We start from the raw sequence: 22407 nt of genomic DNA on the forward strand, positions 1-22407 counted from the left end.
CCACCGCTCCATCCACTTGGTTGGGGAAGAGGTCCAGCGGAGCCTTCAGCGACGTTCGGGAGCGGGGACGGATCGAGCAAGAGGAACCGAGCTCGCTATCGGCCAGGGGCATTCGAAGCGGAACAAAAACGAAACAAGCCCGCAAAACACTGGTTTTTCCGGCCTTTTCAGAGAGTCGGCAAAACAGAACTCGAATCGGTGACCTCCACGATCAGAGCGCAGAATTCGATGCAGAAATCGAAAAGCATCTCCATGACCGTCCAGCAAATAGCAAGAACCAGCAGCGACATTTAGATGATGAATGCAATTGCGCCGGTGGACGCCGCGCCGTCAGTCTTCAGATTTCTCTGACAAGAGAAGGGATAGCAAATTGAACGGTCTTACTCGACAAGTCATTGCGCTTAAGCCGGCGCCGATCCCCCCCGCACTCTTTCCCCATGCTCTTAAATTTGTTTCCGTCCCTTCCGTTCGTCCCCCTAACCTCCGCAAGGGGGTAGTTGCACGACCCCCATCAGTCAGTATGTTAGTTTGATACCTAGGCACCCCTGTCCGTCGACAAGAAGCTCGGTATGAAGCCAAAAAATGCACAGCGGAAGCGTTTTCGTAGCCTGCGAATGGAACAGCTTGAAACACGGAAGGTTCTAGCTGCCATTATCAGCGGGCAGGAAATAATAGGAAGCATTCCAGTAAATGGTGTCGATGAATTTCAGTTCACGGCAACTGATGGCGATACGATACGCATTGCCATCGGAGAGCGCAACGCGAACAGCAATACAAGTGGTCAAGATCCCATTTTGCAGCTGTTCGGTCCTGACGGAGTGCAGATTACAACCGGGGTTAGCAATACCGCCGATCAATCGAGCGCGGAGCTGATTGCTCCAGCAACAGGAACCTACACGGCATTCGTTCGCGAGGAGAACAACAACCAACCCCTTGAGTATCGAATTCGGGTACTGACGCTTCCGGATACTGATCCACAGGAGGTCATCGATCGAGACTTCGACCTCGTCAACGGTCAAGAGGTTGAGTCTTCATTGCCGCAGGGCAGTTTTAATGTTCACCAATTCACGGCAACTGATGGCGATGCGATACGCATTGCCATCGGAGAACGCAACGCGAACAGCAATACAAGTGGTCAAGATCCCATTTTGCAGCTGTTCGGTCCTGACGGAGTCCAGATTACAACCGGGGTTAGCAATACCGCCGATCAATCGAGCGCGGAGCTGATTGCAACAGCAACAGGAACCTACACGGCCTTTGTTCGCGAGGAGGACAACAACCAACCCCTTGAGTATCGAATTCGGGTACTGACGCTTCCGGATACTGATCCACAGGAGGTCATCGATCGAGACTTCGACCTCGTCAACGGCCAAGAGGTTGAGTCTTCATTGCCGCAGGGCAGTTTTAACGTTCACCAATTCACGGCAACCGATGGCGATGCGATACGCATTGCCATCGGAGAACGCAACGCGAACAGCAATACAAGTGGTCAAGATCCCATTTTGCAGTTGTTCGGTCCCGACGGAGTACAGATTACGACCGGGGTTAGCAATGCCACGGATGAATCTCGCGCGGAGCTCGTTGCGACAGCAACAGGAACCTACACGGCATTCGTTCGCGAGGAGAACAACAACCAACCGCTTGAGTATCGAATTCGGGTGCTGACGCTTCCGGACGCTGATCCACAGGAACTCACCGATCGAGATTTCGATCTCGCCAACGGTCAAGAGGTTGAATCTTCATTGCCGCAGGGCAGTTTCAACGTCCACCAATTCACGGCAACTGATGGCGATGCGATACGCATTGCCATCGGAGAACGCAACGCGAACAGCAATACAAGTGGTCAAGATCCCATTTTGCAGCTGTTCGGTCCTGACGGAGTCCAGATTACGACAGGTGTTAGCAATACCGCCGATCAATCGAGCGCTGCGCACGTGGCGACAGCAACAGGAATCTACACGGCATTCGTTCGCGAGGAGGACAACAACCAACCCCTTGAGTATAGAATTCGGGTACTGACGCTTCCGAACGCTGATCCACAGGAACTCACCGATCGAGACTTCGATCTCGCCAATGGTCAAGAGGTTGAGTCTTCATTGCCGCAGGGCAGTTTTAACGTTCACCAATTCACAGCAACTGATGGCGACGCGATACGCATTGCCGTCGGGGAGCGCAACGCGAACAGCAATACAAGTGGTCAAGATCCCATTTTGCAGCTGTTCGGTCCTGACGGAGTGCAGATTACAACCGGGGTTAGCAATACCGCTGATCAATCGAACGCCGAGCACGTGGCGACAGCAACAGGAACTTACACGGCCTTCGTTCGCGAGGAAGACAACAACCAATCCCTTGAGTATCGAATTGTCGTAAACGGCATCAGTGATATAAATCTAGCCACAGTCAATATCGCCAGTACGAATGAAAATGTGGCTGAAGATGTGGGCATGTTGACCATCAAGGTCAATCTTTCTGCAGCGGTTAACGGCGAAGTTTCGGTACCGTTCACGGTGACCGGCACAGCGACAAAGGGCGGTGACTTCTCAATCACGGCCAGTCCGCTAACCATTCCCGCTGGTCAAACATCGGCAACCATCACGATCTCTGTGATCGATGATGCCATTGTCGAAGGCGACGAGACGGTCGTTGTGACCTTAGGAACGCCAACGGGCGCAGAGCTTGGCAACCCGACCGTTCACACAGCAACAATCACTGACAATGACGTGACGGGCGTCGATACCTCGGCACCTGTAATTACGGTGCCGGATGACATTACCGTTGAAGGGGACGACTTGGATGGATCGAGCGATTCGAATTCGGTGATTGCAGCCTTCCTTGCCGGAGCGACTGCGACCGACAACGTCGATCCCTCCGTGACCGTTACGCACAACGCACCAGAGCATTTTCCAATCGGCGATACCGTCGTGATCTTCTCGGCCACTGACCAAGCTGGCAACGTCGCAACTGCGAGCGCGACGGTGACGGTGGAACCGCCAACGATGTTTGATTTTGGAGACGCGCCCTCGACGTTCCCCGTTACCTTATCTCAAAACGGTGCTCGGCATGCGACCGGGGGCCTGTTCCTCGGGGCCAGCATTGATGAAGAACTCGATGGAAACGCAACCGCGGATGCCAGCGGAGACGGAAATGACGAAGACGGCGTGACGGCACGGGCTAGCTTAATCGCCGCCCCCACCTCGAATACGGTGTCGAGCTTTGCCATTGTCGCCTCGGCGGCCGGAAAGCTGGATGCGTGGATCGATTTCAATCGGGACGGCGACTGGGACGACGACGGAGAGCAAGTTTTCGCAAGCAAGGATGTCACTCCTGGCGTGAACACACTCAGCTACATCATTCCCGCTGGCGCAAATCCCGGGGATGTTGCGGCAAGATTTCGACTCAGCACTGCAGGCGGTCTTACCCCATCCGGGATAGCTGCCGACGGCGAAGTGGAGGACTACATCGCCAACTTGGAAGCGGCCGGCAACAACACGGTTAACTTGACCTCGATCAACGCCACAACGGTAACGATCGAGCAAAACGGCAGCGACGTGGTTGTTCGTGAAGGCAGTCTGATCTTATTCCAAGGCCCCGCTGACCAATTGGCAGGGTTAAATTTCACAGGTTCCAACGGTAACGATACCATTGACTTGATCGCCACGGTTACTTCGTTCAGCAGTCTCGTCCGCTTGCACTTCGGTGACGGAACCGACACGCTGCGAATCAGCGGTCAGGATCAAAGCCTAGATCTGACCACCTTGCCAACAGGCTCGGTTGAAGGCCTTGAAGTGATCGATGTTTCTGGAAACGGATCCATCGTCCTGAGGTTGAATGAAGCTCACGTCGCGTCACTGCCTGACCGCGGTCGACGATTGCGTGTCATCATGGAGCCCGATGACATTTTGAATATTTCAGTGAATACGACGATCAACGTCGAGAACGTATTTACGATCCGAGACACTCTTATTGATGGTGACCAATTCATCGTCTTAGCTCAGTCAGACAATGCGACCATCGAAGTCGGTGGGCTTCGGTGGACCAACCCTCTAAATCGTTTGGACGTGAATAATTCTGGCAAAGTCTCAGCCCTCGACGCTTTGGATATCATCAACGAATTGAATCGTCGTCGATTTGTGATTAGCGGTACCTCGCGTTTGATCGATCCCACACAATTGCAGGGTGCGCATCCGCTACAGTTCTTTGACACCACAGCCAACGGTGAACTGACGGCCCTTGATGCCCTACGCGTGATTAACGGTCTCGCTCGAATTGTCGGCAGTACTTCCCTCAGCGGAGAAATGATACCGGTCCTCTCTGAATTGCAAGGGCCCCGTGTTACTGCGGATGATGTACGGGACCGTAGCGACCCAGCGTTAGAAACGAATCCCTCGTTGAGCACGACTATCGCTGATCCGGCAAGGGACTTTGTAAGTGATCCTGGCGTCGATCAAGTCCCCTCACTTGAGTCCGAGCACAACGAGGTTCCAACCAACGAAGTGAGTCGCGACGACACCATCGACTTCGCGATTCTCGAGTTGCTTTCTGAACAATCGCCACTAAGCCAGTCGCTCTAATCAAACGCGTCTCCAGATTCAAAAAATGAGTTACCCCGGAGATGCCGACTACCGATCTCCGATGCAACCAGGCGGATGGACAAGAGGTAACGGCTCAGCGCACACTCGTCCGTCCTCGCGGCATTGACGTTCAAAACAGAGACGACTCGCGATCGACAATGGTTTCGGTCGTGGCAACCGTGAAGCCACGCCGATGGATTAGGACCGCCCCGTTGGGGCTTCGCTGGATAAGGTCTCCGTCAATCCCAGGGCATTGCCCTGGGCTGACCCAGCGCCGGCCCGTTGGGCCTACCAGAGCGTCACATCTCCGCCCCAACGGGGCAGCCCTATGTCAGCCCAGGCCCACGGCCTGGGGCTCAACAACAATTGCCCGCACCACATGCTCTGTCCCCATTGGCACCCATTGGCAATCACGGGAGCAGTCTGGGAGCGAAGCTTTCAATGATGCGTTCAATTTTCTCGGCAGTTGCCTTTTTATCATGCCGCTCGGCCACGTTCCGAACCCGGTAGGAGAGATCGACGAATGCTGCGGACACATCGATCGCTTTCTCTGTGCTTGAGCAAAGCGACTGCAATTTCGGTGTGCCCCTTTGCAGCTGCCTCGTGGATCGGCGTGTAGAGCATGTTGTTGGGTCGCCGGGCATCGGCGGAGGCGCCAAGCAACTGTCTCACGGTGCCAGGCTGTCCGGCTCGTGCTGCCAGATGTAGCGGCGTATCACCGGAAGTGTCGCTTGAATTAGGATTGGCGTTGTGCGCCAGCAAATCTGACACCATATATTGCAGGCCTGCGTTTGCGGCAAAGTGAAGAGCTGTCCGGTCGCAGGTTCCCCGTGAGTTCGGTGGGACACCCGCGCTGAGCAACAATCGAACAAAGCCAAAGTCCTTCCGTCGTGCCGCTGCATGGATCAAACGGTCTTGTCGTTTTCCAACTGCCCCGTTCGGGTCCGCTCCTAATTCGATCAATTGTTGGGCCATGTCTGCGCGAGCACACCTCATGGCGACTTCCAACGGCTCTTGGCCTTTCCAGTCCGGGAACGAGACATCCGCACCGGCATCCACCGCGTCATTGAAATCCGCAGTGCAGCCACTGTGAATCGCATCATTAAGGCGGTAGTCCGGGTGCATGAGCCGGACATTGCCACGGTCTTCTCAATTTCGCAAGCAATTTCCGCTGCAAAAGACGCTTGCGCTGCACGTCAAAACGCTGTAGCGTGAAATCGCAATAACGTGCAGTCTCATGCACAGAAATACGACGAACATGATTTATGCATTCCTGAAACAAAAAGGTGGGGTCGGCAAGACAACGCTTTCTATTCGCACCGCCGCCGAGCTGTCTAGCCGGGGCCGACGCGTGCTGTTGATCGACGCGGATCCGCAGGGCAGTTCGCTTGGGTGGTCGAACCATCGCGAGACGGCGGACTTCACGGTCGTCGGCATGGCAAAAGCGACCATTCACAAAGAGATCGAGTGTCTGGCTCAAGACTACGACGACGTTGTGATCGACGGTCCACCGCGAGTCACCGAACTGGCCCGATCCATCATCCTCGCAGCAGACATGGTGATCATTCCACTACAGCCATCGCCAATGGATGTTTGGGCGGCAGCCGAAACGGTCGACCTGGTTCGTGAGGCCCAAGTGTTCAATCCCGATATCAAATGCTGCCTTGCACTCAATTGAAAAATCGCCAACACGGCAATTGGAAGAGATGTCAGAGACGCCCTGGTCGAACTCGAAGTCCCCATCTTAGAAAGTGACATCGGACAACGGGTGGCATTCGCGGAAAGTGCCGCAAGCGGATCAACGGTGATGGATCAAAAGCGATCTAAGGCGGCAAAGGAAATCAAGAAATTCGTCAACGAGCTCAGGAGGATCAAATGAGCAAGAAAATAGCCATGACAGCCCGCGTCAAACAGAAACCGGAAATCGATAAGTGGGTCGAGACACGAGAACCGCTCGTACCACTAAAACTGAACGTCAAGCCGAAGCGACTGACGATCGACATTGATCCAGCTCTCCATAAAAAGCTAAAGATGAACTGCGTAAAACGCGAGATTCAAATCGCAGACCTACTACGAACGCTCATCGAACGTGAGATCGACAGTCATAACCAACCGATCCTAGACCGCTGAAACGCAAGCAATCCCAAGTAACCGCCTATTCCCTACGACTTTGCGTTCTTTACCTTCGGCATCAGCCAGCGGAACTTTGACGGAAGGCGACGACGATCGCATCCTCAGCGCGAACCGATGCGAATTAGGCGGATGGTTGCTGTGTGTCTCTATCACGCTGAATTCGATATCGCCGTTCACGGTCACGAAACGCTTCCTCGCCGCCTTCAAGAATGTCGCACACTGTCCTTCGAATCACTGAGTTCTCGATTGAACCGCAGCGGTAGGTCACGTTTGGCAATCCACCGCTTGGATTCGGCTCTGAAGAAGCAATGATCACCTGATCCGCATCGGTGTTGACCACTAGGTTTGCGTTGTGCGTGACAATTATGACTTGTCGCCGCGTTCGCGCTTCTCGAAAATGCGGGACTAACTCGTCAAAAACGGACTTCGGGTCGAGGTTCTCTTCTGGTTGATCAATAATCAGTGGACGAGTGTCTTTCTCGTCAATCACCAAATATAGCAATAGCAACACGATTCCTCGCGTGCCGGGTGACAATTGCTCAATGGCAACTCCGTCGTAAGTGACGTTGTAGACCATCTTGATGTGGTCAGTGCTGTAGAGCCACGTCGCAACTTTCTGAATCCAAACGGCCTTATTTTCAGGAGTCACTGTTGCTGGCGCTGACTTCATTATCTCGCCGTGCATATTCGCGATGAACTTCTGCATTGCTTCCGCGACTGCCTCAGCGGTACCGACACGCCAAGCTGGAACCAAATCAGAACGAACCTGACGTTCCATGGCACCGTGCCCTCGTAGTTTCGATTCCTTGCGAAGATCCAGAAGGTCTTCACCCCTCTTGATCCAAGCATCCAAATCAATTTCACGACTTACCGCCAGACGCAACCGTTCAAGCGAACCAGTCGAATTTTCTAACGTCTTTTGCAGCGGAGCATATAATTGCTCCAAAACCTTTTGTTCGTCAAGAAACGACTGGAAAACCTCCGAATACAGTTTTCTGCGACGCTCTAGCAATCCTCCTCTTCGATCTGCTGCTCCCTTCGCGTTGGCCAGCTCTTCAACCGACTTTTGCTGGGCCTTCTCGCTCGCCTCCAACTGCTTCTGAAGTTGCGTGTATCGGAGCTGCTTTTGACCATCAAGCCCCACCTCTTTCTGTACCCTGTCTCGCTCAGCCTTCAGGATCTCATGCGGCCATGTTTCAATCGGTGCAGAAGTGACGTCCACAACGATTCCTGTGCCTTCAGTCAAAAGCTTGATCTTCGCCGAAATCGCTGCTGACTGATCGGCGATCACTTGGTCGACGTTCCCCTTAAAGACGAGTGAGAATGCGTCCCACTGTTCTTCCTTTAATGCCGCTTCGGCGAAGGACGTTTTCAGTTGGTCAAGCTGCTGAGGTGACGTCGTATTCCGAATAGAATCGACTTCTCGTCGCAAGTCTGCGACTCGACGTTGTGCCCGGTTGAGAAGTTCAATCTGAGTATTCAGTTTGGTAAACGCCGCCTCGAGAACAGCAAGTCGCGCTGCCCGTACTTCCCGATCCTTGGGAATGAGCCCCTTCATATCTTCTCTCGCTTTTTCAATCTGCTTTAAGCGATTTATTTGTCCTTTCTCGGTCGCAGGTATACTTGCCGTCAGCGTCTCCTCTGCGTTTACTTGATCGGAAATACTCGCGATGGCTGTCTGCGCGACATCACGCTCACGTCTGATCGGCTTGAGATGAACTTCTGAAAGTTCTTCAAAAGAGTGGGTTGCAAACCGGTCTTCCGATCTGGTCGTGTCGAATACCACCCGCTCGATTTCTTTCCGTAGCTCGACTGCTAAACCAGCTGCTGAGCAAAGCTGCTCAACAAACTGCTGCGAAAGGTAGCGTACGGATTCGCCAGGCTGATCCGAAATCTGCTTGTTGATCCATCGAGGCTGATGGTTTCCGTCACCCCAATAAAGATGAACCTCAGATTCTTCGAGGTAATTCACAGGAGTCGAGGCGCGATGAATGAACGAGGTCGCCAGGTTCAGCGGAGAATCAACATCAGCCCCAGATGCAATGATATCTGCTAAAGCCGTCTTTCCAGATCCACGCGAGCCAATGATCGCTACTAGACCAGCATTCATTGGAATTTCACCGTTACTAAGCCACGGCGTTTTCTTCGTGGAAATTCTCGCGATGCATTGGCTGGCGTCATGCCGATTTGGTGCCGATTCGCCAATCCAGACGCGTTCTTCAGGTTCTAGCAGGGTTTGTCGCAATGACTCAAATGAAGGATCGCCCTTGATCCAGCAATACCGCTTCTCGATCGGCTCGCACACTTTTTGAACTGAGTGAGCGTCACATCCATGTAGACAGGGCTTCCGCCCCCCGTAGTTCGCTGTGAGATTCTCGACATCGTGGGCTGGGTGTTTGCCCAGCCAAAAGTCTCTGGTGTTGGGATTTGAAGCAAAGATGACATGAGCGAATGCCTCTATCTCTTTTCGCGTCGCGGCAAATGACGCATCTTTCTGCAGACCAGCCGTCCCATCGTTATTACTTGCAGCCACGGCGACAATGCAGTTCTCCGCGATCCACGTATCGTTGCGGAACATTTTCCGCAATTGGTCAAGGCTGACTTTGAACTGGTTAGCGCCCTCTGATCTAGCCGCCAACTCATCGACAAGAAGGTTGTTGTGAGCCCTTCCAAGTCTTTCGAATTCCCCCGGACTGCATCTATACGGGCTACCCTTATACTCAAATGTAAGCTCTAGCAACGCACGCTCGATGTGGGCCACGTGATCGAGATCGGCGGGATTAAAAAGGAGATGGAGGTTAACACCTTTGCGTTTCTCCGTCTCGATGCTCAGACGCAACTCGACGTTTGGGAACAGGAAACGAATCTTGGGGAGTTTTCCCGCACGATGTTTTTCGACAACTGCCTTGTAACCCTCTAGGCAAAGGTAGTCTGTGATTCCGATCGCTTCGACAGCGGGTGCGGCGTCGTTGATGGCTTCCAGATAGCCGTCCCAGTCCGATTTAAACTGATCGTTAAGCAGTGTGCCAGGCGTGTGGATGTGCGGATTCCACCTGCGCCATTGCGAACCGCTTTCAAACGGGTTGATGATTTTGGTATCCATGCTTTGCCCTTACTCTCTCGCGGGAGATGAACCTTGGGTCACGACATAGCACTCGACTAGCCCCCCCTGTACGCTGAATCGTCTGCCGATTTTCATAACATATACTATCACTCCATGAAATCGTTCAGGCCAACGGGCCACAACTTGAAACGTAAAATCCATTTTGGTTTGCGTATCATATTTTGGCATCGCACTGAATTCGCCGGATCCAAGGCTTCAATCTGTTCCGTCGTTCATCTGTCGACTTTCGACTTTTTCCTGACTGTAGCTTTCAACCAAACGTCCAAAACTGAATGCGGACGTGACCAACGCCGCTAAAAGTATTCCAGCTGTCCACAGCGTGCTCGTCCGAAGTGAACCAATAATACGAAATGACTGACTGACGCTGAGTTCATTCGACCTCGCCTCAAAAGCTTGGACTACCGCTTCCGTAGTGCCAAGTTTCCGTTCGATGGACCTGGGAGGCTATCGCCAGGGTCAGGCCTTGTGTTCGGTGTTCAATCGTACCTGCGCGTCAATTTGTGCTGCTTGGCATCTTCACTTTGGCGACTCGCTATGCCTGCCGTTGGTCGGCCCAACGTGTCAAATTCGACTCATTTGTGTTCCAGTAAGCACGATCCTGGGCAAGTGAATTGCCCCCTTCCCCTGGTATGTCCCTAGATCCAACAAATCAAGCAAAAGGGCCATCCACTTCTTACTACCATCGTTCACTGCTTGCTTACGAAGGTGCTCAATGTTTTGTAACAGATAGGCATAGCTGAGACCATTCGTGCCGACTCCCCTCAGGTGCAACAGTGAGAGTCGGTGTCTACCGATCGAATCAGAGCGTTAGTGGCGTCGCTGTGTCGAGCGACGTAGGCGATGCACCGGAAGCCGGCCTTCTTCGAGATACGGATCATGGCTTGGACGAGGGCGTCCTTGGTGTTGGGGATATCTCGCGTGTTCTTAAACAGGACACCTTTATCCTTCATCCGCGGTTCGACAATGGCTTTGGCTTCTTTGGTTAGGAAGATTACTCGTGAGTCCGTTTCACCTTTGCTTTTGTCCGGTGAGAAAATGACAAGATCGTCGTGGATGGGACGGGCCTCAACAGTGCGTCCTTCTTTGGGGCGACATCCCGTTGGCCAAAGGAAGTGGATCAAAGCCGCAAGCGGAGGACTGGCGTGGGATTGAATGACTTTCCATGGGTCGGGCGTGTAGTCGATTTCTCGCCGCCTGCGCTTTGGTTTGACGATTTTGGGAATAGAGAGGCGTGGAGGTATTCGTGCTCAACCGTCCAATTGAACCTCCTCTGAACCACCGAGATTGCGTCGTTCTGACTGGTTGTGACGCCAACGCCCTTTGACCAATTCAGGAGGTGAGTTTTATCAAGGCTGAAATTTTGAGCGTCTTGCCGATCGCTCCGATAAAACTCTTCAGGTAGAGCCGGTGGTTGCTGAACGTGCCTGCACTCCGATTTTCTTGGCACCAGTCCAAATAGGATTGCGACAGCTCGTACACGGTCGACAATCCTGCCGACACCGCGCGGCCGTTGAGCATCAGCTGGCGGCATTTGTCGAACGCCGCTTCCTTTTCGGCCCCGAGCGTGATGCGTTGGCCGTCGATGGTGCAGACCTATCTTTGCTGCTGACTGTTCCAGTACGGCCTTGGTTCTGTTGGCATGGCTTCGCCCTTGATGGTTCCTGAAACGGGAACGGAAAGGGGAATACGACGCAGTTGCCGCGGCAAGGAAAATGTCGGCGCATAAAAAAAGACCGCAAAACACTGGGTTTTGCGGCCTTTTAAGAGAGTGGGCAATACAGAACTCGAATCTGTGACCTCCACGATGTCAACGTGGCGCTCTAACCAACTGAGCTAATTGCCCGATTTTGCGGAACACGATCGCGGTCGCGTCCCCACCTCTCCTGTTTCGGTTTAGCGGGGGGCGTTTCTTTAACAAATCGTCTCGCTCAATGCGTTGCGGTAGTCTGAATCGATCACGTCGATTCGTCAAGACTCTCTCCGCACTTCTTTTTTGGGCCTGAGCGTTCTTTTTTTTCAGCCTGACCGTTTACACCGATCGCGGCCCCCACCGCGGCCAAAGGATGCGTGATCCGCCTCCGCTTCCGCTTGAAATTCCGAGGCTGGCGGGGCGGCAAACCTGGGGGAGTGGATTGTTTCCTTCGTAAAATAGGGATTTCACGAGTTTCACTGTTGACGCTCCCCACCCATGATATGGATACTTTTGAGGTGAGATTTGGGCTTGACGAAGGTTTTCACCGCCATCCAGCTGATGGTGTTAAGCGTGGAATGAAACTCCACTGCGGAACTTTATCACGTCAGTTCATTGGAATCATGAGCTAAGTTTAGAAGCGAAGGCAGCCGTTAGAAGCAATCAGGTTTTGTTTCTCGGATCCCCTTCCTACAGCGATTTGTTTCAATTCTTATTGTTACAATCGTGTTTTTCCTTACAAGTTGAGCCGGAATGCCCTCCGGCCGGAGCAGAAAACATTAGTGGCGTTGGCACGAAAAAGCACTCAGCAAGATCCTCGCGATACCATTCGCATCAATAATCAAATTCGGATCAGTCCGATTCGAGTTGTCAGTGAAGAGGGCGAACAGTTAGGCATCATCCCAACTGAACAAGCCCTGGAACGCGCTCGCGATGCAGGGCTCGATCTTGTCGAAGTCGCTCCGAATGAGCGACCTCCGGTTTGCCGAATCATGGATTACGGCAAATACAAGTACGACAAGAACAAGAAGCTCCACAACAGCCACGCTCGTACGAAAACCAAGGAAATTCGCCTCCGTCCCAAAACGGGCGACGAAGACATTCGTACGAAAATTCGGCAAGCCGAGAAGTTCCTGCAGCACAAGGACAAAGTGCAAATCAGCGTCCTGTTCCGCGGTCGCGAAATGGCTCACATCGAAGAAGGCCGCAAGGTCATGGCGATGGTCATTGAATTGCTAAGCGAAGTCGGCAAAGTCGAAACCTCGCCTCAGCAACACGGCCGCCGCATGATCTGTATGGTCGCGCCTAAGTAACCCACGCCGCGTCAGCAACCACACGCGGCGGAGTCCAATCAGGACGAAGCGGTGCCGAAAGACGGGTAAGTCGAGCGCGCGACCGAAGCGGAGCACGCGAAGTCAAGCTTGCGGCTAAGCTGAGCTTGCCATCGACGGGCTTGCCATCGACAAGCTTGCAAGCGACGGGCTTGCGATCGGCGATCTCCCCCCGAACAACAGCGCTGAACCAGGTCCCAAACAAGAGTCCGTTCCCCTCCAGGACCGGCTGAGGCAAAACCGTTCGCGCGAGAGCCCCTGTTTCGCGAAAGCCCCTGTTTCGCGAGAGCCCCTGTTTCGCGAAAGCCCCTGTTTCGCGAAAGCCCCTGTTCGCGTGGAAAGCCCCTGTTCGCGTGAAAGCCCTCCTTGCGCGAGAACCCCTGTTCGCGCGAGAGCCCAAGTATCCAGTTGAGTGCCGCCAGTGTCGAAGTCCTCGGTCGATCAGATTTGCCAAACGCTTGCGGAGCTTGCCCCGCTCCGACTCGCCGAATCATGGGACAACGTGGGGTTGCTCGTCGGCGATCGCCAGTCGACCGTTTCGCGACTGATGACTTGTTTGACAATCACCCCGGCGGTGGTCCAAGAAGCGATCGATGAGGACGTCGATTTGATCGTCGCTCACCATCCGTTGCCCTTCAAGCCGCTCGCTCGCTTGACCGCCGACACCATCCCAGGATCGATGTTGCTGCGGATGATCGAAGCACGGGTTGCGGTTTACAGTGCCCACACCGCTTTCGACTCCGCTGCCAATGGCATCAATCAATTGTGGTCAGACCGGTTTGGCATTTGCGACTCTCAGCCGTTGATCCCGGCCGAGTCCTGCGAGCCTCAGGTCCCCGCTAGCGGGCTCGGCAGCGGACGCTTTGGAAACTTAGCTGCCCGGATGACTTTAGATGACCTCGCTCGAACGGCGGCAGACAAAGTGGGGGCCGTGCACATTCGCCGCGTTGGAGCCGCGAACCAGCGAGTCGGCCGAGTGGCGTTTGCCTGTGGGAGCGGCGGCAGCTTTCTGGCGGCGGCCAAGCGGAAAGGCTGCGACGCACTGATTACCGGCGAGGCCACCTTCCATACCTGCTTGGAAGCCGAGTCGCTCCAAGTCGGGCTGGTCCTGCTGGGGCATTACTGGAGCGAACGCTTTGCGATGGAGCAGCTCGCCGAACGACTGTCAGCGAGTCTTCCGGAACTGACAATTTGGCCGAGTCGCTGCGAATCGGACCCCATCGAAATGGTCACGCGCTGAGGCAAACGGTGCGACGCGGCAAAAACCGTCCGCCGCAAAAGCATCGGAACGGTTGCTTGACGCACAAGCAGGTCGGCTGCCATGCGGGCAGCCCCTCTCTTTACACGGCAGCGGTGCTTGAATTCAAACCAGCCGTGCCATGACGTCTGGTATGACGAGCGGAGCAACGGCGACGGGCGAACCGCAAAGGTAATATTCGTACGTGGATCGCCTCAAATGCCAAGTATTCTCCGGGGCCACTGGATCGAGAAACATTGACCATCCTCTAAATACGCTTAAAATGCCTCTGTTCGGAATAGAAATTGCTGATTCTGCTGCTGCCGAGTCGTTTTGCAGGGCCGAGATTGGGGCTGCCCCCCAGCCTGGTTTCCCAGCGGCGACCTAGTTTTCCCAGCGGCGACTTGCTTTCCGAGCGGCGCCAGCCGGTTTGGCGGTCCAACGTCCCCGTCATGCATTTTAGGGCAGTCACTCATTTCAATGAGAAAAGTAGAGATTCATGCCAAAACGCGAACGATGGTTAGTTGCGATCCCGGTCTACAACGAAGTCGACACGGTCAACGAAATCTTAGATCAAGTCACCCAGTACGCATCGGATGTGTTGGTGGTGGACGATGGCTCCCACGACGGAACCTCCGAGGTGCTGCGGACCCGCAGCGACGTGAGGGTGATCCAGCACGCCGAGAACCAAGGTTACGGCGCGGCCCTGCGCAGTGCGTTTGCCTACACGATGCAAGAGAATTTTGACGGCGTGGTGACGCTCGATTGCGATGGCCAGCATCAGCCCAAGCGGATTCCCCGGTTCATCGAAGCGGCGGGGGCGGCCGACATCGTCTCGGGCAGCCGCTATTTAAAGCAGTACGAAGGGGACGACGCACCGCCGGCGGAGCGGATGTTCATCAATCGTCGGATCACGGGCGAATTGAACCAGCGGCTAGGACTGAATTTGACGGACGCCTTTTGTGGCTTCAAGGCTTATCGCAGTTCAGCGCTACGGGAGCTACGGATCACCGACAATGGTTACGCGATGCCGTTGCAATTATGGGTCGAAGCGGCCGCGGCCGGCTTGAGAGTGATCGAAATCCCGGTACCGCTGATCTATCTGGACCTGAGTCGTTCGTTTGGTGGCTCGCTCGACCATGCCGAAACACGCCTGAACTATTACAACCAAGTTCTCGAGGATGCGATTGCTGACGCTGAAGCAAACGGCGCGACGTTTAGCAAAGAGAAATCGAGATGCGGCAATAACGCCAGCTAGGTGATTGGTTGAAAACGCTCCCAGAATTCAGACACTACCGTGCTCCTAAATCGCACGGTGAATCGTTCACAGATCCGAGCTTCGGAGATGTCCAGCCTCAGTTGCGCCGCAATATTGAATTGCTTTCCCAGCACGATGCGTGGTGGCAAAAGCTACGCAGCGATGCGCGTCAGCAGATGATCAGCGATGCGATACGTTACACATCGACGTATCGCAACGTGGACGCCATCGTAAGCCGGCGCGACGCTCCGATCATGATGGCGGGACACCAACCGTCGCTGTTTCATCCCGGCGTGTGGTTCAAAAACTTTGCCCTCAGCCAATTGGCAGATCAACACCAAGCGTTGGCGATCAATTTAGTCATCGACAATGATGCCGCTTCGGGCAGTGCGATCCGAGTTCCCACGATCGACCGAGACACGGGGTACTACGTCTACAGCACGGTGCGCTATGATCGCTTTGGCGGCGGCGTTCCCTATGAGCAAACGGTGATCCAGGACCGCGAGCGGTTCGATCATTTCGATGATGACGTTCGCAAGTCGGTGATGCCGATCGTTCCCGATCCGCTAGTCACACGGTTATGGGAGCATGCGCGTCACGCGGTCGAGCGATGTGGGATCGCCGGCTGTGCATTGGCCCAAGCGCGTCATGCACTCGAAGGGGAAATTGGTCTAAACACGCTTGAGCTGCCGTTGGGCGTGCTGTGTCGAGGCCGGATGTTTGCTGAATTCCTGCTATTGATCCTCCGCGAGCTTCCGCGTTTCCGGGAAGCTTACAATGCCGAAGCCGATTTTTATCGCCACGCGCATGGCATTCGCAGCAACTCGCACCCCGTTCCCAACTTGCACGCCGAACAGGGTTGGTTGGAGGCGCCGATTTGGATCTACAGTGACGCGATACCGGAGCGCCGACCGGGCTGGGTTAAAGTCACCGACCAGACGATGATGATCAGCGACCGCAGCGGCCAAGAGCGACGAATTCCGCTGGGGAGATCCGATACCGCAGAAACGCTGGCCAGTTTGATTGGTCCCGATTTTAAGATTCGCCCGCGTGCGTTGATCACGACAATGTACGCGCGACTCGTGCTCAGCGACCTCTTTCTGCATGGAATTGGGGGCGGAAAGTACGATCAATTGGGCGACCGGATCGCCGAGCGTTTCTTTGGCATCACGCCACCCGAGTTCATGGTCGTTTCGGCTACCATCCAATTGCCAGGGCCGTCGCCCAACGAAATGGATCCTGAGATCACGCGACTGCGACGCGCGATTCGCGACACGCGTTTTCAGCCTGAAAAATTCGCGGGCGTCCATGGCGTGGATCCCTTGCTGGTTCAGCGCAAAGAGCAACTCTTAGCCCAGACTCCCAATGCGGAGGCAAAACCAGCATGGCACCGAGAGCTCGACTCCATCAATCAACAGATGTCCGCGTCGCTAGGCGAGACGCGTTCGCAATTGGAGTCGGAATTGGCGGGCGTGGTTCGCGAGCGAGCTTCACGGACGGTGTTGAAAAGCCGCGAGCATCCCTTCTGTATCTTTCCGATGAAGGATTTGACCGAGACTTTCCAGCAGCTGTTAAGCAGGTAGGCAGGAGTCTTTCGGTAGATTAGCCGTTTTGGCGTTAGCCACGGTTCAAGCGGTTCGACCGGGGCTAACTCCCAAGCGGCCAATGGGATTTCACCCACTCATTCCTGCCTCGCTGCTTAAGCCTCAGTGAATGAAGCAGGCCAGAATGAAGCAGGCCAGAATGAAGCAGGCCAGAATGAAGCAGGCCAGAATGAAGTGGGCCAGCGTGAAGTAGGACAGCGCCCGAGAGCGAGCAGAGCTAACCGACTCAACGGCTGCCGACCAGAATCTGTCCGACGACGAGCCAAACTGCGGTAAAGGTGATGCCGAGAGCGGCATGAAGTGTATCGACATTCATCGTTGACGAGCCTTTGTATCGAAGGTGAACGGACATAGACATGGCCCGTTCCCTGGCCCGCACGAGATGGCGACGATCTTTGTCGCCAATCGAATGCTTGTGTAACAGCGCTTTTCCCGGCGCTATGGTTGTTATCGGCTTTGCCGTGGACCAGAATTGCCAAAAAAGATCACGGGCAAAACAGAGTGCCCAGCTGTTACAAATTCACAATCGGCATCTAGAGCCATTTGAGAAATGACGTAGGATTCCTACCGTAGCTGCGTTCGCCAGCACGCGGTCGACCGCGAATGCGACGGTCGCTACCTCAAAATTAAAAATGCGCTAGCCGATGCCTCCCGAGAGATTGCTTGAAGCGATGACGATTAACTACTGGTTGATGAAATCCGAGCCGACTACGTTTTCGATTGACGACTTGGCGAATCAGCCCGATCAAACGACGTGCTGGGAAGGGGTTCGCAACTACCAGGCGAGGAATTTGTTGCGGGATGAGATCCAGGTTGGCGATCGAGTGTTGTTTTATCACTCCGCTTGCAAGGTTCCCGCCGTGATGGGGACGGCCGTGGTCAGTCGGAGCGGGTACGCGGACCATTTTCAGTTTGACCCCAAGAGCAACTATTACGACGCAAAATCGGATCCTGAGAATCCGCGTTGGTACATGGTCGACATCACCTTGGAATCCGAATTTGAGCGTCCGGTGACCCTTGCTGAGCTACGCGAGCGAGCCGGGCTCAAAGGGATGGTGTTGCTGCAAAAGGGCAGCCGGCTGAGCGTCCAACCGGTGAAGAAGAAGGAGTTTGACACGATCGTGAAACTCGCCAGCAAGCCGGCGTAAGGCTGGTGCGCGTTTCCAATGTGGCGAAGGATCACGTTTACCGCGGGGCGGGGAAGCCGGGCCGATTTGGGTGATCATATTGCCTCGGTTTAGGGGACTTGCCAACCAGCCCACTGGATCCGATACTTTTGCGAATCACCAGTTCACCCGAACCGAGATGTTTTGCATATAAAAACATAGTTTTGTTAAGGGGACTTGGCGAAAGGTGCGATATTTAGCACATTAGAAGAGAGCAGCCGAAGTGGCGGAATTGGCAGACGCGCTGGATTCAAAATCCAGTTGGAGCAATCCAGTGAGGGTTCGAGTCCCTCCTTCGGTACTTTTCAGGGCATGGCCCAAGCGATTCAAAGCCCGTAAGACTTAACGTCTTGCGGGCTTTTTTCGTATCCTGACCCGCTCTCCCTCAACTTTCGACACTCACGCCTCACCACTATCAAAAACGCCGGTATCGGGTTCGCTAGCGCATTTTTTGATTTTGATGTAGCTACCGTCGCGTTCGCGGTCGACCACGTTCTTGCGAACGCAGCTACTTTTTGAACCTACGTCATTTCTCAAAATGCTCGAGTGGGGCGAAGGGGCAAGCAATGGGAAGAATCCTTGCGGTTCCGAAAGGGACCGGTTGCCGACGCCGATGACTCGCTCGGTTATGATAAAAAACGAATACGCACCGCGGATGGTGCTCGAAACACTCCGACTCTCTTTTGCCACCTCACGCTCTTTGCCACGATGGATGAAGAACCCACCCCGCCTGTCACGATGACAACGCCGGTCCAATTTTTGCCAGGCGTGGGGACGTTTCGTGCGAAGAAATTTTCTCGGCTGGGGCTGCGTACCGCGCAAGATGTGCTGTTCTTCTTCCCGCGAGATTACGAACGACCCGCCCCTCCCAAATCGGTCGACCAATTGCGTGACGGAGAGCAAGCGTCGTTGATCGGCGTCGTCACCGAGGTCGATTTGATGTCGCGTTCGCCGGGTAAGTCGGTGTTTGGAGCGGTCGTCCAAAACCAGACGGGCGCGGTGCGAATCCTATTCTTCAACCAGCCCTATCGCGCCGACCAAATCAAAGTCGACGAGCGTGTGGTGATCTCGGGAACGCCCAAATTGAGCGGGCTGCGGATGGAGTTTGTGCACCCCCAGGTGACGGTGCTCGAAGCGGATGACGATTTTCCCGAACCGAAGATCTTGGCGATCTATGCGTTGACCGAAGGGGTCAAGCAACATGATCTGCGCCATTTAGCAGGCAACGTCTTGGAGGCGTTAGGAGATCAGTTGCATGAGGTGATGCCGGAGCAGTTGCGAGCCGATTCGGCGGATGCACTGCGCGCTGCGGGCATACAAATCGAAGGCCCGTTGGATGAAATCCAAACAGCCGTTCGTCAACTGCACCAACCCGATAACGAAGAGTCACTACAAGCGGCGCGGATTCGCTTGGTGTTTCAAGAGTTGTTGGTAATGCAACTCGCGTTGGCAATGCGGCGACGCAAATTGACGAGTGATTTGCAATCGCCACCGCTATCCCCCACCGCCGTCATCGATGCCCGCATCTTGAATCGGTTTCCGTTCGAATTGACGAACGATCAACGCCAAGCGATCAGGGAAGTCAGCCAAGATATGGCGTGTCAGTTCCCAATGAATCGAATGCTTCAAGGGGACGTGGGCAGTGGCAAAACCGTCGTCGCGGTGTATGCGATGATGTTAGCGGTCGCCAACGGGCACCAAGCCGTGATGATGGCTCCGACCGAGGTGCTCGCCCGCCAGCACTTCGAGACGCTAGGCAAGATATTGAAGGACAGTCGCGTCCGCATCGGGCTGTTGTGCGGCTCGATCAGCCGAGCCGAACGCGCGGCAACGATCGCGGCAACGGCGGCGGGCGAAATCGATCTCTTAGTGGGCACACAAGCCCTACTTTATGGTGACATTCAATTCAAGAAGCTTGGTTTATGCGTGATCGACGAGCAACATAAATTTGGCGTCGGACAGCGAGTTACGCTGCGTAGCGGTGGAGTCGATCCGCATTACTTGGTGATGTCGGCGACGCCGATTCCACGCTCGATGGCGATGACGTTGTTCGGCGATGTCGAGCTGAGTACGTTGCGAGAAAAACCTCCAGGACGCGCGACCGTCAACACTTACCTTGCCCATGATGGGTGGAAGGAGCGTTGGTGGTCGTTTGTGCGTGACCGGTTAAAGGAGGGTCGGCAAGCGTTCGTCGTCGCTCCCCGCGTGGTGCCGGTGACCAAAACGGAACTCAGCGACTCCGAGGAAGAGGAAGGCGAAGATATCTCTTCGGTGCAAACGGTATTCGAGCAACTGAAGACGGGCGTGTTGTCGGATTTCCGCATCGGATTATTGCATGGCCGCATGACTGCCGAGGAAAAACTTGCAACCATGCAGGCATTTGCGTCGGGAGCGATTGACGTTTTGGTCAGCACGACGGTGATCGAAGTGGGAATCGATGTCCCCAACGCGACCGTGATGACGATTCTCGGCGCCGAGCGTTTTGGGCTTGCCCAATTGCATCAATTGCGTGGCCGCATTTCGCGAGGTTCCCACGTGGGGTACGTTTGCGTGTTTTCCGACGGCGATTCTCCCCCGAGCGAGAACGAGCGATTGAGTCTGTTTGAGAAGACGAACGATGGATTCGAACTCGCTGAAGCCGATTTTGAAATGCGCGGCCCCGGCGATCTGTTGGGGCGAAAACAGAGCGGGATGGCGCCGCTACGAATCGCAGACCCTCGTCGCGATATCGAGATTCTGAGGGTTGCGCGACAGATCGCTCAGGCGATGATCGAAGTGGATCCGGAGCTGGAGGACGCCGAACTGCAGGATCTGAAGACTCAAGTGATGCGACGCTACGGGAAGCGACTCGATCTGGGCGATGTCGCTTAGGGCACCATCAACTCTTAATCTTGGATCCCGTCTGCGCAAGCCTCGTTGGACCGGAGCCAAGCAAAGAAGATTAGGATTAAGAGTAAGATTACGATTAAGAATCAAAGGCAGGCCAAGCCGAGAAGCGGCTGCGATCATGACGAACTAGTGCTGCGTCAAACTTTACTTTTGGCGTTAGCCGTTTGGCGTTAGCCACGGTTTTTAGCGACAGAACCGTGGCTAACGCCAAAGCGGCTAATAGCTTCAACCCCAAGTCCGAGGCTAGACGAAGCCCTAGTCGTCGATTCCGTTGAGCATCGCCTAAGGCAATGGCAAATTTACCGAATCGGATCGTTGCCAATTTGAAGTCCGCTTGGAGAGTTGGGCATGGGCAATTATCCTGCTTCGATGCATCTCACATGGAAAAAGTCCGCGACCATCGCGCTTAAGTTTGTTATCCCGGTAGCCATTATCACGTGGTTGGCCAATCACATCGACTGGGCTCAGCTCTCAGCCCAACCCAAGGACTACCGCTTGCTAGTCGGTGCGTTGGCCGTTGCGATGGTGGGTTTGAGCCTCTCGTTTGCCCGCTGGTGCTTGTTGGTTCGTTGCCAAGGCATCTCGTTATCGATGCTGGAGGCTTTTCGTCTCGGCTCGATCGGTTTTCTACTGAACTTTGTCTCGGCGGGTAGCGTGGGCGGGGATCTGTTCAAGGCCATCTTTTTGGCAAAACAGCGCCCGGGAAAACGGATCGAAGCGGTGGCTTCGGTCGTGGTCGATCGCGGCGTGGGGCTGTATGGCCTACTGGTGCTCGTCGCGTTGGGATTGATGTTGATCGAACCGAGTCAATCCACTGAGATCGACCGCCAACAGATGCAGCAGATCAAGGGGGCGACGCTAACGTTGATGACGGTCGGAAGCATCGTGCTTTGCGTGCTGGTATTGGGCGGCAAGGGCGTCGATCGCCTGGTCCGCTGGGGCAGCGGTTTGTCGTTTGTCGGTCCCGTGGTTGCCAAGGTGGGTCCGCCACTGCGAATGTTCCATGCACACCCGATCGCATTTTTAGTTTCGATCCTGATGAGTCTTGGAGTTCACTCCTCGATGATCCTCAGCATGTATTTGATCGCACGTGGACTCTACACCGATCCGCCGACCTTGGTCGAGCATTTCGTGATTGTTCCGATTGGCATGTTGGCCGCCGCGATGCCGATTACTCCCGCAGGCCTGGGAGTCTACGAAGCGACGATCGCTTGGTTGTACAAGATTGTGCCAGCGACGAAGACCACCGCATCAGGGGCGCTTGTCGCGTTGGTCTTTGAAATTGTCAAAGTGGCGATGGCTGCGATTGGCACCGTGTTCTACTGGACATCGAGCAAAGAGCTTCGCGAGAGTGTCGAAGAAGCCGAAGAGGGATCCGACGACGAGGGCTAGGAACCAGTGGAG

At 54.7% G+C, this 22407-nt stretch carries 14 protein-coding genes and 2 tRNA genes; 11 read left to right on the forward strand and 5 right to left on the reverse strand.

Translation table 11 applies throughout. The annotated features are described in order from the left end of the window. Window positions 1–569: 569 nt before the first annotated feature. Window positions 570–4571 (forward strand): GEVED domain-containing protein, encoded by a 4002-nt coding sequence (locus Pla52o_RS14770; RefSeq protein WP_146595383.1) that lies wholly within the window; start codon window positions 570–572, stop codon window positions 4569–4571. Between the two features lie 477 nt (window positions 4572–5048). On the opposite strand, the gene Pla52o_RS27920 is transcribed toward Pla52o_RS14770, so the two are convergent. Continuing rightward, window positions 5049–5696, reverse strand: a complete 648-nt coding sequence (locus Pla52o_RS27920) for an ankyrin repeat domain-containing protein (protein WP_146595384.1) — start codon at window positions 5694–5696, stop codon at window positions 5049–5051. 133 nt (window positions 5697–5829) lie between these two features. Here Pla52o_RS27920 and parA point away from each other — a divergent pair, with 133 nt between their 5' ends. Together parA and Pla52o_RS14785 are read left to right on the forward strand one after the other, a co-directional pair. Next, window positions 5830–6249, forward strand: a complete 420-nt coding sequence (gene parA / locus Pla52o_RS14780; RefSeq protein ID WP_231612355.1) for a ParA family partition ATPase — start codon at window positions 5830–5832, stop codon at window positions 6247–6249. 197 nt (window positions 6250–6446) lie between these two features. After that, window positions 6447–6701, forward strand: coding sequence for a hypothetical protein (locus Pla52o_RS14785; protein ID WP_146595385.1), 255 nt, complete (start codon window positions 6447–6449; stop codon window positions 6699–6701). Window positions 6702–6825: 124 nt separating this feature from the next. Here the strand turns inward: Pla52o_RS14785 and Pla52o_RS14790 are convergent, their stop codons facing one another. The 3 genes from Pla52o_RS14790 to Pla52o_RS14800 all read right to left on the reverse strand — a co-directional run bounded on the left by Pla52o_RS14790 (window position 6826) and on the right by Pla52o_RS14800 (window position 11671). Then, window positions 6826–9807 carry a TrlF family AAA-like ATPase gene (locus tag Pla52o_RS14790; protein WP_146595386.1) on the reverse strand — a complete coding sequence of 994 codons (2982 nt, stop codon included), beginning with the start codon at window positions 9805–9807 and terminating at the stop codon, window positions 6826–6828. Window positions 9808–10589: 782 nt separating this feature from the next. Beyond that, window positions 10590–10778: a hypothetical protein gene (locus Pla52o_RS27445; protein WP_231612356.1), complete on the reverse strand. Its 189-nt coding sequence runs from the start codon at window positions 10776–10778 to the stop codon at window positions 10590–10592. Between the two features lie 819 nt (window positions 10779–11597). Next, window positions 11598–11671, reverse strand: a tRNA-Val gene (locus Pla52o_RS14800). A gap of 629 nt (window positions 11672–12300) precedes the next feature. On the opposite strand from Pla52o_RS14800, the gene infC reads away from it, so the two are divergent. The 4 genes from infC to Pla52o_RS14820 all read left to right on the forward strand — a co-directional run bounded on the left by infC (window position 12301) and on the right by Pla52o_RS14820 (window position 16927). After that, window positions 12301–12831: a translation initiation factor IF-3 gene (gene infC / locus Pla52o_RS14805; RefSeq protein ID WP_146595387.1), complete on the forward strand. Its 531-nt coding sequence runs from the start codon at window positions 12301–12303 to the stop codon at window positions 12829–12831. 439 nt (window positions 12832–13270) lie between these two features. Next, window positions 13271–14089, forward strand: coding sequence for a Nif3-like dinuclear metal center hexameric protein (locus tag Pla52o_RS14810; protein WP_231612357.1), 819 nt, complete (start codon window positions 13271–13273; stop codon window positions 14087–14089). A 496-nt stretch (window positions 14090–14585) separates the two neighbouring features. Further along, window positions 14586–15344: a glycosyltransferase family 2 protein gene (locus Pla52o_RS14815; protein WP_146595389.1), complete on the forward strand. Its 759-nt coding sequence runs from the start codon at window positions 14586–14588 to the stop codon at window positions 15342–15344. A 101-nt stretch (window positions 15345–15445) separates the two neighbouring features. Next, window positions 15446–16927 carry a hypothetical protein gene (locus tag Pla52o_RS14820; protein ID WP_146595390.1) on the forward strand — a complete coding sequence of 494 codons (1482 nt, stop codon included), beginning with the start codon at window positions 15446–15448 and terminating at the stop codon, window positions 16925–16927. A 247-nt stretch (window positions 16928–17174) separates the two neighbouring features. Here the strand turns inward: Pla52o_RS14820 and Pla52o_RS27715 are convergent, their stop codons facing one another. Beyond that, window positions 17175–17306 (reverse strand): hypothetical protein, encoded by a 132-nt coding sequence (locus tag Pla52o_RS27715; protein WP_261343351.1) that lies wholly within the window; start codon window positions 17304–17306, stop codon window positions 17175–17177. A gap of 286 nt (window positions 17307–17592) precedes the next feature. Between Pla52o_RS27715 and Pla52o_RS14825 the strand changes: the two genes are divergently transcribed. The 4 genes from Pla52o_RS14825 (at window position 17593) to Pla52o_RS14845 (ending at window position 22395) form a co-directional block, all read left to right on the forward strand. Continuing rightward, entirely contained in the window at window positions 17593–18096 is a 504-nt protein-coding gene (locus Pla52o_RS14825) for an EVE domain-containing protein (protein ID WP_231612358.1), read from the forward strand. 235 nt (window positions 18097–18331) lie between these two features. Continuing rightward, window positions 18332–18415: transfer RNA gene (locus tag Pla52o_RS14830), tRNA-Leu, on the forward strand. A gap of 407 nt (window positions 18416–18822) precedes the next feature. Continuing rightward, the gene (gene recG / locus Pla52o_RS14835) at window positions 18823–20985 is read left to right on the forward strand and encodes an ATP-dependent DNA helicase RecG (RefSeq protein ID WP_146595391.1); all 2163 of its coding nucleotides are present in this window, start codon (window positions 18823–18825) and stop codon (window positions 20983–20985) included. Window positions 20986–21351: 366 nt separating this feature from the next. After that, the gene (locus tag Pla52o_RS14845; protein WP_231612359.1) at window positions 21352–22395 is read left to right on the forward strand and encodes a lysylphosphatidylglycerol synthase transmembrane domain-containing protein; all 1044 of its coding nucleotides are present in this window, start codon (window positions 21352–21354) and stop codon (window positions 22393–22395) included. Window positions 22396–22407 lie beyond the last annotated feature (12 nt).

Origin of the sequence: Novipirellula galeiformis (genome assembly GCF_007860095.1) — a bacterium.
In the GTDB taxonomy this organism is placed as follows: domain Bacteria; phylum Planctomycetota; class Planctomycetia; order Pirellulales; family Pirellulaceae; genus Novipirellula; species Novipirellula galeiformis.